General features: G+C 41.3%; 12 protein-coding genes. 3 read left to right on the top strand and 9 right to left on the bottom strand.

Going from position 1 to position 13,373, the window contains the following annotated elements; all coding sequences use genetic code 11:
- Window positions 1–40: 40 nt before the first annotated feature.
- Window positions 41–1,822: an ABC transporter ATP-binding protein gene (locus EGX73_RS11420; RefSeq protein ID WP_003127044.1), complete on the bottom strand. Its 1,782-nt coding sequence runs from the start codon at window positions 1,820–1,822 to the stop codon at window positions 41–43.
- Window positions 1,809–3,560: an ABC transporter ATP-binding protein gene (locus EGX73_RS11415; RefSeq protein WP_003127043.1), complete on the bottom strand. Its 1,752-nt coding sequence runs from the start codon at window positions 3,558–3,560 to the stop codon at window positions 1,809–1,811. The genes EGX73_RS11420 and EGX73_RS11415 overlap by 14 nt, the downstream gene beginning before the upstream one ends.
- A gap of 141 nt (window positions 3,561–3,701) precedes the next feature.
- Here EGX73_RS11415 and EGX73_RS11410 point away from each other — a divergent pair, with 141 nt between their 5' ends.
- Window positions 3,702–4,538, top strand: a complete 837-nt coding sequence (locus EGX73_RS11410; protein WP_003127042.1) for an AraC family transcriptional regulator — start codon at window positions 3,702–3,704, stop codon at window positions 4,536–4,538.
- 124 nt (window positions 4,539–4,662) lie between these two features.
- On the opposite strand, the gene mgtE is transcribed toward EGX73_RS11410, so the two are convergent.
- The 4 genes from mgtE to EGX73_RS11390 are packed head-to-tail and all read right to left on the bottom strand — an operon-like array spanning window position 4,663 to window position 8,403.
- Entirely contained in the window at window positions 4,663–6,027 is a 1,365-nt protein-coding gene (mgtE, locus tag EGX73_RS11405) for a magnesium transporter (protein ID WP_003127041.1), read from the bottom strand.
- Between the two features lie 14 nt (window positions 6,028–6,041).
- On the bottom strand, window positions 6,042–6,941 hold the full coding sequence (locus tag EGX73_RS11400) for an RluA family pseudouridine synthase (RefSeq protein WP_003127040.1): 900 nt from the start codon (window positions 6,939–6,941) through the stop codon (window positions 6,042–6,044).
- Window positions 6,942–6,946: 5 nt separating this feature from the next.
- The gene (locus tag EGX73_RS11395) at window positions 6,947–7,744 is read right to left on the bottom strand and encodes an NAD kinase (RefSeq protein ID WP_029486937.1); all 798 of its coding nucleotides are present in this window, start codon (window positions 7,742–7,744) and stop codon (window positions 6,947–6,949) included.
- 5 nt (window positions 7,745–7,749) lie between these two features.
- Window positions 7,750–8,403 (bottom strand): GTP pyrophosphokinase family protein, encoded by a 654-nt coding sequence (locus EGX73_RS11390; RefSeq protein ID WP_003127038.1) that lies wholly within the window; start codon window positions 8,401–8,403, stop codon window positions 7,750–7,752.
- 195 nt (window positions 8,404–8,598) lie between these two features.
- Between EGX73_RS11390 and EGX73_RS11385 the strand changes: the two genes are divergently transcribed.
- Window positions 8,599–9,192 (top strand): CYTH domain-containing protein, encoded by a 594-nt coding sequence (locus EGX73_RS11385; RefSeq protein WP_003127037.1) that lies wholly within the window; start codon window positions 8,599–8,601, stop codon window positions 9,190–9,192.
- An 88-nt stretch (window positions 9,193–9,280) separates the two neighbouring features.
- Window positions 9,281–9,937, top strand: a complete 657-nt coding sequence (locus EGX73_RS11380) for a DsbA family protein (RefSeq protein ID WP_003127036.1) — start codon at window positions 9,281–9,283, stop codon at window positions 9,935–9,937.
- Window positions 9,938–10,041: 104 nt separating this feature from the next.
- On the opposite strand, the gene EGX73_RS11375 is transcribed toward EGX73_RS11380, so the two are convergent.
- The 3 genes from EGX73_RS11375 to EGX73_RS11365 form a co-directional block, all read right to left on the bottom strand.
- Complete coding sequence (locus tag EGX73_RS11375) at window positions 10,042–10,227, bottom strand: hypothetical protein (RefSeq protein ID WP_005472348.1); 186 nt, start codon at window positions 10,225–10,227, stop codon at window positions 10,042–10,044.
- Window positions 10,228–10,476: 249 nt separating this feature from the next.
- A complete protein-coding gene (gene pepF / locus EGX73_RS11370; RefSeq protein WP_005472346.1) occupies window positions 10,477–12,294 on the bottom strand; it encodes an oligoendopeptidase F in 1,818 nt (605 codons plus the stop codon).
- Window positions 12,295–12,360: 66 nt separating this feature from the next.
- A complete protein-coding gene (locus EGX73_RS11365; protein WP_003127032.1) occupies window positions 12,361–13,356 on the bottom strand; it encodes a competence protein CoiA in 996 nt (331 codons plus the stop codon).
- Window positions 13,357–13,373: the final 17 nt, after the last annotated feature.

The following is a 13,373-nucleotide window of genomic DNA, read 5'->3' as shown; positions in this document are numbered from 1 at the left end:
AAACGAATGTCTTTTTTTGCGCAAAGCCTACTACCATTTATCATATCGCCTGCAACAAATCGTACTGTGATTGGTACAAGTGATGATAGAGCCCTTTTAAGGCCATCAGCTGGTCGTGATTGCCCGATTCAGCAATTTTTCCCCCAGCGACATAAAAAATACGGTCGGAATTTTTGATCGTTGACAGGCGATGGGCAATAATGAAGGACGTCCTGCCTTCCAGAAGTTTTAAAAGCCCTTCTTGCAGCAGCTCTTCAGTCTTTGTATCAATACTTGAAGTTGCTTCGTCTAGAATCAATATCTTTGGATCTGCCAGTAATGCTCGGGCAAAGGAAATTAACTGGCGTTGCCCTGCGGATAACGTACTTCCTCGCTCTTCAACAACTGTGTGGTAACCATCTTTCAACTCCTTGATAAACTCGTGGGCTCGAACGATTTTTGCAGCTTCGATGATTTCTTCTTCGGTTGCTGCCAGATTTCCATAACGAATATTTTCCATGATCGTCCCCGAGAAAATAAAAGTATCCTGCAGCATGACACCCATTTGTGAGCGCAATGATTCCAAGGTCACATCCCGAACGTCATAACCGTCAACTTTGACACTGCCTTCATTCACATCATAAAACCGACTCAACAAGTTGATGATCGTCGTTTTACCTGCGCCGGTAGGACCAACTAACGCAATACTTTCTCCTGCCTGAATCTGGAAGTTAACATCAGACAAGATATTTTTGCCTTCTTCGTAACGGAAAGTCACATGATCGAAAGCCACTTCCCCTTTGATGCTCGGCAATTCTATCGCATCAGCTTTATCTTCAATATCCGGTACTTCATCCATCGTCTCAAAGATCCGTTCAAGGTACGCCGTTGCCGTGATCAGTGAATTATAAAAATTTCCGATATTGATTACTGGATTCCAAAAATTATTGATGTAACTAATAAAAGCAATCAACGTGCCAGTACTGACATCAACACCGATTTGACGAATACCAACAAAGTAAATCAGACAAGTAGTGATCACAGAGATGTTTTGCACCCCTGGCCACATCAAAAATTGGACTCTGACAGCTTTCATCCAAGATGTACGGTAATCATTGCTGACTTCTTCAAAAATTTGGGCATTTTCTTCTTCACGGGCGAAGGATTGAGTGATCTTGATACCAGCGATACTTTCGTGAATATACGCATTTAGATTCGACTGTTTGTTGCTTAAAACTTGATAAGCTTTGCGCTGTTTATTTTTAATCACCATGACCATCACGAACAAGATCGGTAAGAGTGCCAATGAATACAATGTCAGTTTGACGTCGATGACTAACATGAAAATCAGTGTGATCACTACATTGAAAACATCGGAGATCAGATTGATCAGTCCATTGCTTAATAGATCGCTCAGTGTATTGATATAGTTGACCACACGGATCAAAATCTTTCCATGAGGCCGCGTATCAAAATAGGAAAAAGGCAAGCGCTGTAAATGTTCAAAGATATCGTAACGCATGTCTTTCAAGACGTCTTGGCCAATATTCGTAATATGATAAATCCGGTAACGCATGCACAGTCCAATGATCAGCAGTGTCACAACAAACGCAGCACCGATCAAAAACAGCTGCATTTTATTCTGGTCAGGAATAGCTGAATCGATCGCAATTTTTGTAAATACCGGAGCAAGCATTCCCGCCAAATTGGCTAAGATGATCGTAAAGAGAACTTTACCGATACTCGCTTTATAAGGGACGACATAGCGAGCCAATCGTTTAAAGTCTTTCCAACTGAACTCCTGTTCCAGTTCTTCATCCACATCAAATTTATTGCGCGCCATTGTCGTCACCTCCAGTCAATCCCAATTGTTTTTGGTATACCTCGAAGTATCTGCCTTTTTTGGCAACTAGTTCTTCGTGGGTTCCCTGCTCGATCACGCGTCCTTTTTCCATCATCAGAATTTGATCTGCTTCACGGACAGAAGAGATCCGATGAGCAATGATGAAAGTCGTTTTTTCTCCAGTTAGTTTGGTTAGCTCTTGTTGGATCTTGGATTCTGTCTCCATGTCAACCGCTGAAGTGGTATCATCAAGAATCAAGATCGATGGATCTTTCGCCAAAGCCCGTGCCAATGAAATACGTTGTTTTTGGCCACCGGATAAGCCTACTCCCCGCTCACCGACGATAGTTTCATAACCTTGAGGCATTCGGGAAATAAAGGTGTCGGCATCCGCTACCACCGCCATTTGCCGGATAAAGTTTTCGTCTGCCAACGGATTTCCAAAAGCGATATTGTCAGAGATCGTGTTAGAAAACAAGAATACATCTTGCATGACCATTGAAATGTTCTCCCGCATTTGGCGGACCGGATATTCTTTCGCATTTTTGCCATCAATCAGCACTTCACCCTCAGTAGGATCATAAAACCGGCCTACAAGATTGACCAATGTTGTTTTACCAGAGCCGGTTTCACCTAAAATCCCTAACGTTTGCCCAGGTCCGATTTTAAAGCTAACATCTTCCAAAACATTTTGATCCGGATCATCGGAAAAATGAAAGGAAACATGTTTAAATTCCACAAAGCCTTTGATTGGTTCCAAGGCTTTCTTTTCATGGACAGGAATTTTCGACTCTTGTGCGAGCATTTGACGAATCTTGATACAGGCGGCAGAAAAACGTTGAACATCATTGATCAGCCAGCCACTCATTCGCATCGGGTTATTCAACATCCATAGGTACCCGTTGAATGCCACTAGATCACCTAATGTCATGTCTCCATTGATCACAAAGATTCCTCCTAAGACCAAAGCAATGACATTCAAACTTCCGGCTAATCCATCCAACCAAGGCAAATAGGTTCGGGATACTTCGGCAGAAGCCATGTTGCGGGTCTTGAAATCTTGGTTGTACGCTTTAAACTTGTCGATCTCATAATTTTCTCTGGCAAATGCTTTGACGACGCGATTACCACCAATATTTTCTTCTACCATCGAATTCAACCGAGAAAAGCTTTCCCGAATCTCAAAGAACAATGGATGAGCTTTTTTTGACATTTGATTCGTTAATAGAAAGATGATTGGCGTCACAGCGACTAAAGCAAGCATCAATTTCCAGTCAATAAAACTCATGACCACTACGGCTGAGAAAAACCACAAAAAACATTCGGCTATATTATAGGTCACCCAAGAAACAAAGTGTCGAATAGCATCGGTATCCCCTGTCATACGCGCCATAATATCCCCAACTCGCGTATGATTAAAGAAGTCAAAATCCAGTTCTTGCAGTTTGTGATACAAATCTTCTCGTAAATGATAGAGCGTGTTTTGTCCAACTCGTTCAAATAATAGTTGATACGCATAGCGGACAATGGTTCGGATCACTGTCGTTGCGATCATAATCAGTAATAATGGAATCAATAAGTGCGTTTGCTGCTGATTGATCACATCATCGATCACCATTCCCCCTAGATATGGATTGACGACGATCAACGCAGCATTAATAAGTAAAAACAGGATTGCTAAAATGATTCGGCCACGATTTTTTTTCGCATATCGCCAGATCCATTGTGTGTTACTCATCTAATTCCCCCTCTCGTTGTTAAGCTTAGCGATTTACTAGGCGATTAAAATGGTTTTTCTTACTCATTTTGATGTAAAATATTACTAAGAAGCCGTCGACCTGAAATTACCAGGTTCTGACACCATTGGAGTGATAAATGAATGAATCTAGTAAATCCCAGAACCTTTAATCCCGAAATTATCTACTTGTTTGATCCTTGGACACAGTCTGAAAGTCATGGAGAAATGCATCACCATGATTTCTTGGAAATCAGTATCGTTTTGGAAGGAGAAAGCAATTATTATTTTGAAGAGGCGCCAGCTACTAAAATCAAGGCAGGCAGTATCATGTTGTTTAACCCTGGTGTCAATCATTGTGAGTTTCAGGAGTCAGGGACTTGTTCCCACCAACTGCATATTGGCTTAAAGAATATTTCTTTAGAAGGATTCAAACGCAACTTTTTCCCCAACAAGCAACCGTTACTGGATTTAGGAAAATACCACCACCAAGTTTTAGATAAAGCGTGGCAGCTCGTTCGGGAGAGTAATGAGGAGCAAGATGAATTCCAATTAATGCAAAAAGCATTGATCATCGAGATGCTGGTCTATATATTAAGAGGCTTAAACGACAAACGTCTGAATGTGGTTCCCTATCTCACGAAAAGCCAACGCCGCCACCAACAAATCGTTAACTACACCATCTACTTTTTAGAGAACCACTATAAAGAAGAAATCACTTTAGAAAAGCTCGCACAAGATCAGTTTCTCAGTCCAACCTATCTTTCAAAAGTTTTTAAAGAGGCTACTGGAGTCAGCCCAATCAATTATTTAATCGAGATCCGGCTAAAACGTGCGAGAGATATGCTGACAAACGAGAAACTCACGATCAAAGAAGTCGCTTCTGCTGTTGGTTATCAAGACGCGTATCACTTTAGCAAGTCTTTTAAAAAACTTTTTGGCGTTTCTCCTTCGTCAGTCATTCCCAAGTTGCAAAAATAAATTTACCATCATGGTCCCATCATCGATACGAATAAGACAAAAAAGCGAGGCGTATCTTATAGAAAAGAGGCGCTTCGCTTTTGATGAATGGATCTACTTTGATTGAAAGGAATACCTAGTTTTTTCAACGAATAAAATAGTTCATAAATAAGCTAGCAATGTTGAAATAAATCAAGACACTAGTCAAATCACTAAGTGTCGTAATGAATGGACCACTGGCAACGGCTGGATCAAAGCCTAATTTATCCATTAACATTGGAATCAGACTTCCTGCGAGATTCGCTACCGTAATGGCACACATCATCGCCATTCCAATAACAAAACCTAAGATCGGGTTTTGTTTCCAGACAGCCACGATCGCAAAAATCGTTAAACCGGTGACAGCACCAGTCACTAACCCTGTGAGGACTTCACCGATCACCGTTCGCATAAAGCTTTTTTCTTTATCATCTGAGATGGCCAAACGGCGGACCGCAACCGCTAAAGATTGCGTACCGGCATTTCCTGCTGTACCAGTGATCAATGAAATAAAAACGGCTAAAATACTTGCTTCACTTACAAGCTCTTCATAATGACTGATCAAGCTTGCTGTTGCCATCCCCAAGAAAAGCAATGTGATCAGCCATGGCAAGCGTCGTGAAGAGGCTTTGAGGGGATTTTCACTGACTTCTTCCACGTTGACCCCGGCTAATCCGGAATAGTCACTGGCAGCTTCATCATCGATTACGTCAATGATGTCATCGACAGTTACGATCCCTAATAAATGGTCATCGTAATCTGTAACTGGCAAAGCTAGAAAGTCATAATCCCGAAATGTCTGAGCTACATCTTCCTGATCATCCCCCACATGCACGGACATGACCCGTTCATTCAAAATATCTGCAATCATCGTATCCTCATCATTGATGATCAAATCCCGCAAAGAGATTACTCCGACCAGTTTGTTGTCCGTATCGACGACATAAATATAGTAAATCGTTTCGGCGACATCTGCTGCATTTTTTAGGACATACATTGCGGATCGTACCGTTTGATTGGCCACGATCGAAACAAACTCTGTCGTCATCAATGAACCAGCTGTCTCATCTTCATAATGCAGGAGCTCTTTGATTTCACTAGCATCTTCTGCCGGCATCAAACTCAAATATTTTGCTACTTGCTTCTTATCTAACGTATTCAGAAGATCGACGGCATTGTCGGTATACATCTCTGCTAGCATGTCAGCCGCATAGCCGGGACGCATTTCCGAAAGATACTCTGTCATATGTTCATCATCTTCTTCGATCACGTCAAACATATCCGCCAACTCTTTGGGTGAAAGGTACGTATAAACGATTTGGCGCTGCGACTCATCGAGAGATTGGTAGAATTGTCCCTGCTCATAAATATGCAGATCCAAAAACACTTCACGAAATTTTTGGATATCTGTTTCATTCAACGCCTGAGTCAGCTGCTCAAAGCGCTCATTAAGTTCTTGATTTTCATCCAATCTCTTCACCTCTTTTATTCACTCATTGCTTGTTTGATTGATGCCATATCTGCCGGCAAGTCTGCTTTAAAATGCAGCGATTTGCCGCTGAAAGGATGGGTAAAAGCCAATTCGCAACAATGAAGGGCCTGACGATCAATGCCAAGATCCATCGCACCGCCATAAAGTTCATCTCCCAGTAATGGACAATGGATGGCAGCAAAATGAACGCGAATCTGATGGGTACGACCGGTATGAAGAAGAATCGTAACCACAGCAACTTGCTGATCCTTTTTCGTCAACCAATATTCCGTACGTGCGGATTTCCCTTCCAAACTTGTTTTTCGTTTTAATAATGAACTGAGATCTCGTGCAATCGGATAAGTGATTTCTCCGTGAGAAGCCAATTCTTGAATCTGTCCCGCAACGATTGCTTGATATTTTTTTATCAATTGCTTTTGCCGCAGCTGAACATCTAACTTCGCATGGGCAAAGCCATGCTTGGCAAACAACATCAATCCAGATGTATCCCGATCTAAGCGAGTGACCACATGAATGACCTGATCTTGATAACCTTGCTGTTTATAATAAGCTTTGACACGATTAGCCATCGTCCCATTAGGATGATATTGAGCCGGGATCGAGGCAATGCCTGCTGGTTTGTTTACAATCAAAAGATGCTGGTCTTCATAAACGATCTCGATTGGCGTCTCATCTAATAAGACCGTTTCATGTTCACCTTCGTCTGGGATCACAATGGTTACCGTATCATTTTGCACCAAAGAATACAAGACATTTTGTCTTTGGTCATTAACAAAAATCTTGCCTCCTTGAAACTTGATTTTTGCCAACAATCCTTTAGAAATCCCTTGCTCTTTCAAAAAGTATTTTAACTGTTGCGGCTCTTGCCGCTCATAATGATAAGTAAATTCCATAACTGTTAAATTTCTCCAATAAACGCATCTTTGACACGGTTCCAAAAGTGCATATGCCGATAGGAGGCAAAGTGGATCCGTTCGTCTGCAATACGATAATAAATCGCATCGATTTCTTCCTGTTCAATCGTAAATTGATCAATGGTCACTAGATAGTCCGTACTAGCTTGTAGTTTGACTTTGACCCACTCATGATCTCCGACAATGATCGGTGACCCTAACGTTCGGAAAACACGATTGTTTAAAGAAGCGATTTCTGCTAGTTGAAAAGCATTGATACTTGGATGCAATACTGCCCCTCCCACGCTTTTGTTGTAAGCTGTTGAGCCTGTAGGTGTCGAAATCGATAAGCCATCTCCACGAAATTTCTCAAAAAGATCTTCTTTGATTGAAATATCAGCTACCATTGTCCGATTTCCCCGCTTGATCGTTGATTCATTCAATGCAAGAAAATGTTTGTCTGATTTCCCATTGGTATAAGTGATGCGGACATCAAGCAAAGGATAGCTCACACTCTTTTGACGATCATTGCACAACGTATCGACCAATTCTTCCAATTCATAGTCTCGCCAGTCGGTATAAAACCCAAGATGTCCTGTATGGACCCCCAAAAAACGAACCTCTGCTAAGCGATGACTGAACAAGTGAAACGCAGACAACAGTGTCCCGTCTCCGCCCACTGAAATAACCAATTCTGGGTTCTCTTGGTCAATCGTATTGTCAGACTGGGCCAACAATTCTGTTAATCGCTTTGTGACAAGCATCGACTTTTCTTCTTGATTGTTGATAATTGCTACTTTGATCCCTGTCATACTTCATCCCCCTGCCGCTGTTCCTTATGATTGCCTTTCCCATGTGAAAACAGCCGTTGCGCTTCTTGGATTTCTTCGCGAATATTCGACATCTCCTCATCTAATTGGTAGGCAGCTTCTGCAGACCGACGCAGGCGCTCGCTGATTTCATCTGGAAATTCTCCTTGATATTTATAATTCAGTGAATGCTCGATCGTTGCCCAGAAGTTCATCGCTAATGTACGAATCTGGATCTCTGCTAAAATGATCTTTTCACCATCGATCAATTGGACAGGATACTCGATCACTAAATGATAGGAACGATAACCGCTCGCTTTTTTATTTGTAATATAATCTCTTTCAATAATTACCTTCATATCATGTCGGGTGCGCAAAAGATCAACTACTTGATGGATGTCTTCAACAAACTGACACATGATCCTCAAGCCGGCAATATCTGACATTTCTTCTTCTAAACGATCCAAAGGGATTCCCCGCAATTTGCTTTTAGTTAAAATACTATCGACTGGTTTTACACGACCCGTGACAAATTCGATCGGCACGTGTTTATTTTGTTCTCGATATTGTTTGCGGATTCCCCGCAACTTTACTTTTAGTTCTGAGACGGCTTGTTCATATGGTGCCAAAAAATCTTCCCAATCTCGAATCATTTCTATCCCTCGATTCTTTTCATAACATACGGTTCTATTTTACCACAATCTTAAAGGAAAACAGAATGTTCAATCGGTGCCACCTGCAAGAAAAATAACAGAGCTCTTTTTTGCTTCAACTCTTCCAAGGGTTTTCATTTGACATATTGCCCATCGTTATGTAAACTTGATGGACTGTAAGGAAAGAGGAAAACAATGACACATCAAGTAGAAATCGAATTTAAAACATTGTTGACTCGTGAAGAATATCAGAGAGTCTTTGCCTTCTATCAGCTTGATCGCTCCGCCTTTCATACCCAAACAAATCTTTATTTTGATACATTGGATCATCAATTAAAACAAAAAAAGTTTGGTTTGCGGATTCGGACGACGGAAGATAAAGCAGAATTAACGCTTAAATCACCTCTTAAAGAAGGGTTATTGGAAACGACCGATATCCTTTCGTTAGATGAAGCAGCTGATTTGCGTGAGAATCAAAGAATCTTATTTACCGGTGCGGTTGCCGATCGCTTGATCCAAGAGCAAATTGATCCGGCAGCTGTGAAACCTTTTGCTGAGTTGACGACTCGTCGAGCAGAATTCAGCGTAACAGAAGGTTTACTTGCTTTAGATGAAAGCTGGTATGGCCAATCCCATGACTATGAGCTCGAACTGGAAGTCTCAGAGGCTTCTTCAGGAAAACGAGCATTTTTGTCTTTGCTTGATCGCCTGCATATCAGTTATCGTCCAGCAAAAAATAAAATTATTCGTGCCTTAGAAGAGAAGTTGTCAAAAAAAGAGTATGAATAGTTCTCATTAGGCATTTCTCATTTATAATAATTTCTGTTATATTTAATATATACAAAAGAAAAAGAATCTTAATTGGGGAGAGATTCAGATGATCGAGATTTATTTGTTTGTGAATCCGATAGGTCCAATTTGTTATCAATCCGAGTTGACCTTGTTGGACGCACTGAGTGATCAAAGAAAAAAAATACAATTGCATATATTACCAATCATGAATTTACACACTGTGGGGATTTCAATGGATTACCTTTCAATGGATCGATCCGATCTAGGATTGCGTAATCAACAAACCAGTCAAATCTATCAGGCTTCATTGGACTACAAAGCAGCTCAGCTTCAAGGTCGAAAAATCGCCCGCGACTTTTTACTTAAACTTCAATGTCAAGTAGGCGTAAATAAAGAACCTTATTCCTTCGAATTAGTCAAACAGATTTTCGCTGAAACAAACGGCGATCTTGACATGTTTTTAGAAGATCGCAAGTCTGATTTGATCAAGCAGAATTTCGCATCCGACCAAAGTGTTGCTCGCGAAATGGGCATTACGATGTCTCCTTCGGCTGTAGTGTATAATTTCGGTTGTGAACGAGATTATGGTGTCTTATTAGAAGGAATGGAAGCTCTTAGAAATATTCCACACCTTTGCCGAACAGATCAGGAAAACTATCGTTTATTCTATCAAAAGAAAGATATCAGGGATGCTGATGTTCCTCGTATCGACTCGTTGAATCGACGACTTGTCTTGCTTTAAACAATCAATAAAACATCCAAACGCTGATCGAGTCACCCTCGTTTTGGTGGTCTCCTATTAATAAGAGACCGTCAAAGGGTGGATCCACCGTTTGGATGTTTTTTCTATTCAGTCCTATCAGAATTTTTCTTTGAAGGATCTTTTTTATCTGTAGGGTCTTGATCCGGCAATTCGGTCTGCTCTAATTCGGTCTGCTTCTCTTTGTGGGCAGATACAGCTTCTTTCGTGACAACTTCCCGTTTTTTCTTGCTATTATCCAAGCGACGGGCAAAAATTTCTTCCTTGTCCATTCCAAAGGCCCCCTTTCCTCTTTCATTTCTATCGTAACATGGAAATACTTTTGCTTCTTGCAATTTGCTTACTCATAAAAAAAGATTTTCTCACTTTAAAGTTTAAATTGAGGTTTCTGTTGACAAGCAAATCCTTCCTATACTTACTTTTTTTCTAGGCGTCACCGTCAAAATAAGGCAATCAACCTGTTGCTTAAAAAAGCCACTGACGATCGATCAACGATCCTTCAGTGGCTAAGACAGTCTTGCTTATGCTTCTAATTCCTTGACTAATGCTTCCAATTCATCCAACCGTTGTTCAAAGACTTTCATCGCGTCTTTGATATAATCTGCTTTAGTCATATCAACTCCAGCTTTTTTCATCACTTCAATTGGATAATCGCTGTTGCCTGCTTTTAGATAGGTCAAATATTTCGTTAAGGCATCAGGCTCTCCTGTTAAAATTTTCTTAGCTAGTGCAGAAGCTGCCGAAAAGCCTGTTGCGTATTGATAGACATAGTAATTGTAGTAAAAATGCGGGATACGTGACCACTCTAGACTGATCTCAGGATCTTTTTCTACAGAAGGACCGTAGTATTTAGCATTCAGCTCACCATAGCTGTCACTCAAAAATTCACTAGTCAATGGCGTTCCTTTGGCATCTTCTACGTGCATAAAGTGTTCAAACTCAGCAAATTGTGTCTGACGGAAAATCGTTCCTTTAAATCCATCCAGAAAATGATTCAAGACATAGGCTTTTACGCGAGGATCAGTTTCAGTTTGCAACATGTATTCTGTCAAGATGTTCTCGTTAGTTGTTGAAGCAATTTCCGCCAAGAAAATAGAATAATCGCCATAAACATAAGGTTGATTGTTGCGAGTAAAATAACTGTGAACACTGTGACCCATCTCATGCACCAATGTGAACAATTGATCCAAACGATCATTCCAGTTCATCAAAATATAGGGTAATGTGTCGTACGCGCCAGATGAATAGGCGCCACTGCGTTTGCCTTTATTTTCGACAACATCGATCCAGCGATTTTCAAACGCTTCGTTTACCACGGCTAAATATTCTTCACCTAGAGGTTTTAAAGCATCTTTGGCTTTTGCGACAGCTTCTTCATAGCTATAGCGAATCGGAGCTTCCCCTAGAATTGGTGTATAGACATCATACATATGCAAAGTATCAACAGCCAATAAGCGTTTTCTTAACTCCATGTAACGATGCAGCAGCGGCAAATGTTCATTCACGACAGCTACCAAGGTGTCATAGACACTTTCCGGGATGTGGTTGGCACTTAATGCAGCTTGTCGAGCAGACTCATAGTGGCGTGCTTTAGCTTTAAAGTTATGGGCTTTGATATTGGTACTTAATGTTTGGGCAAATGTATTACGGAACTGCTCATAGACACCATACAACCCTTTAAAGGCAGCTTCCCGTACGGAACGGTCGGTATTTTCCATCAATTGACCATAAACACCATGAGATAATTGAACTTTCTCTCCATTCTCGTCTTCAACGATCGGAAATTCTAAATCGGCATTGTTTAATACTGAAAAAATATTTCCAGAAGCGCCGAATATTTCTCCTGCACCTGCTAGTAAAGCTTCTTGTTCAGCCGGCAAAACATGGGGACGGTTATTGACAGTTTTTTCAATAAGATGGCGGTAAATGGCCAATTCCGGCTCTTGGTCGAAATAACCCCAAATAGTTGCATCATCCATTGAAAGCAATTCAGGATCAAACCAGGCAATCGCCTCACTTACTTGAGCAACAAGGTTGCTGGCTTTTGCATAAAGCCCTTGATAGGTTGTGTTGGCTGTATCTTGATCATTTTTCAGATGACTGTATACATAGAGTTTTTCCAGTTTACGGGAGATCGCTAACACATATTCTAATGCTTCCTTGAAAGCTGCTGGTCCTTGTGATAATGTCCCTTTGAAATCATCAGCCTGCTTCAACTCAGCCACGATCTCTTGGAACGCTTCTTCAAATGCCCCATCATCGGCATAGATCTTTGTAAGGTCCCATGTTAATGCTTCCGGTAGATCCGCACGATCTGGTAATTGTTTTGTTTCTGACATATTCTTCACTCCTTTACATACTAAAATAATCTTAACATACTTTTGGCGGGAACCGAGCTAAGAGAATCAAAAAGGTTGAATTTTCTGGAAATCAGAACATTCTTGATAAATACGTTTCAATAGTTGCCCTTGATCAATCATAGGAAACAACCAGTTCCAATTCATTTTGCGCAACTGATTCAGCCAGTGAGAAAAATTTCGATTTGCATTTTGATGAAATAAAAAACGCAGGACTAAAATTCGATGTTCCAACAAAAAACCATAATCACTGGGATGATAGCACCAATGCGGCAGATTGCCGATATGTCCTCCGAGAGGGTAAAGGAGTGCTTGAAGACTGAGGATCTGTTTTTGCTGTTGCATCAGCTTGTGTAATAACCAGACTCGGTAAGCTTCCGGCTGCCACCTTTGATGGTATGTTCGACAGGACTTTCTAGAATAATTGTTTAGCGATGGGCAGCAGCCGATAGGTTCTCCTTTCCGAAAATAACGTCTACGAAAAGAAACACCCCACTTATAATGCCAATTGATCTCGTATATGAGACCAACGCGTTGCTCTTGTGTATCTATGATCCACAAATAAAACCCCGGTTGCTCCGCAAAACGGCAACAGGCCTTTTGCAAAACGGTCCATCGATGGTGGAGTTGCGGCTGTAGATGTTTGCCTAGAAGCCACCAAGGAGAATAGTTATAGGCAAGATACTTCTCTGTTCGTTGGACAAAGCGCCTCCAAGACAAAGCCGAACACTGTACTTCAATCGCTGTTTTGCCCACAAGAAGATCCGGTCGCTGCTGCAAATCCGGCAAGTAAGCTTCTATTTCGATCGTTTCATCTGTTAGCCATTCGTAGAGGAGCTCCTTTGCTGACAAATGTTCCTCCGTCTCTCCTTCACTAAACACTTCGCAGTTAGCCGCAGCATAATGAGCGAAATGATGGCGTTTCAGGAGGCCTTTCCTTAAGTGCACCGGTCCATGACATCCTGGACAATAAAAGGGTTCTGAATCTTTCTTCGCCTGATCAGCTTTGATCCGCTGCTGCTGGTTGTCATACGCAATAATCATCTTCTCACCTCAAAAAG

Origin of the sequence: Enterococcus sp. FDAARGOS_553 (assembly GCF_003812305.1) — a bacterium.
GTDB lineage: Bacteria > Bacillota > Bacilli > Lactobacillales > Enterococcaceae > Enterococcus_D > Enterococcus_D gallinarum.
The sequence above is the reverse complement of the archived record's forward strand: the minus strand, read 5'-3'. Positions and strand labels throughout refer to the sequence as shown.

Excerpts from the sequence above, each read along its gene's own strand:
- EGX73_RS11420 (WP_003127044.1), bottom strand. The coding sequence starts at position 1,822 with ATGGCGCGCAATAAATTTGATGTGGATGAAGAACTGGAACAGGAGTTC.
- EGX73_RS11415 (WP_003127043.1), bottom strand. The coding sequence starts at position 3,560 with ATGAGTAACACACAATGGATCTGGCGATATGCGAAAAAAAATCGTGGC.
- EGX73_RS11410 (WP_003127042.1), top strand. The coding sequence starts at position 3,702 with ATGAATCTAGTAAATCCCAGAACCTTTAATCCCGAAATTATCTACTTG.
- EGX73_RS11400 (WP_003127040.1), bottom strand. The coding sequence starts at position 6,941 with ATGGAATTTACTTATCATTATGAGCGGCAAGAGCCGCAACAGTTAAAA.
- EGX73_RS11390 (WP_003127038.1), bottom strand. The coding sequence starts at position 8,403 with ATGATTCGAGATTGGGAAGATTTTTTGGCACCATATGAACAAGCCGTC.
- EGX73_RS11385 (WP_003127037.1), top strand. The coding sequence starts at position 8,599 with ATGACACATCAAGTAGAAATCGAATTTAAAACATTGTTGACTCGTGAA.
- EGX73_RS11380 (WP_003127036.1), top strand. The coding sequence starts at position 9,281 with ATGATCGAGATTTATTTGTTTGTGAATCCGATAGGTCCAATTTGTTAT.
- EGX73_RS11375 (WP_005472348.1), bottom strand. The coding sequence starts at position 10,227 with ATGGACAAGGAAGAAATTTTTGCCCGTCGCTTGGATAATAGCAAGAAA.
- pepF (WP_005472346.1), bottom strand. The coding sequence starts at position 12,294 with ATGTCAGAAACAAAACAATTACCAGATCGTGCGGATCTACCGGAAGCA.
- EGX73_RS11365 (WP_003127032.1), bottom strand. The coding sequence starts at position 13,356 with ATGATTATTGCGTATGACAACCAGCAGCAGCGGATCAAAGCTGATCAG.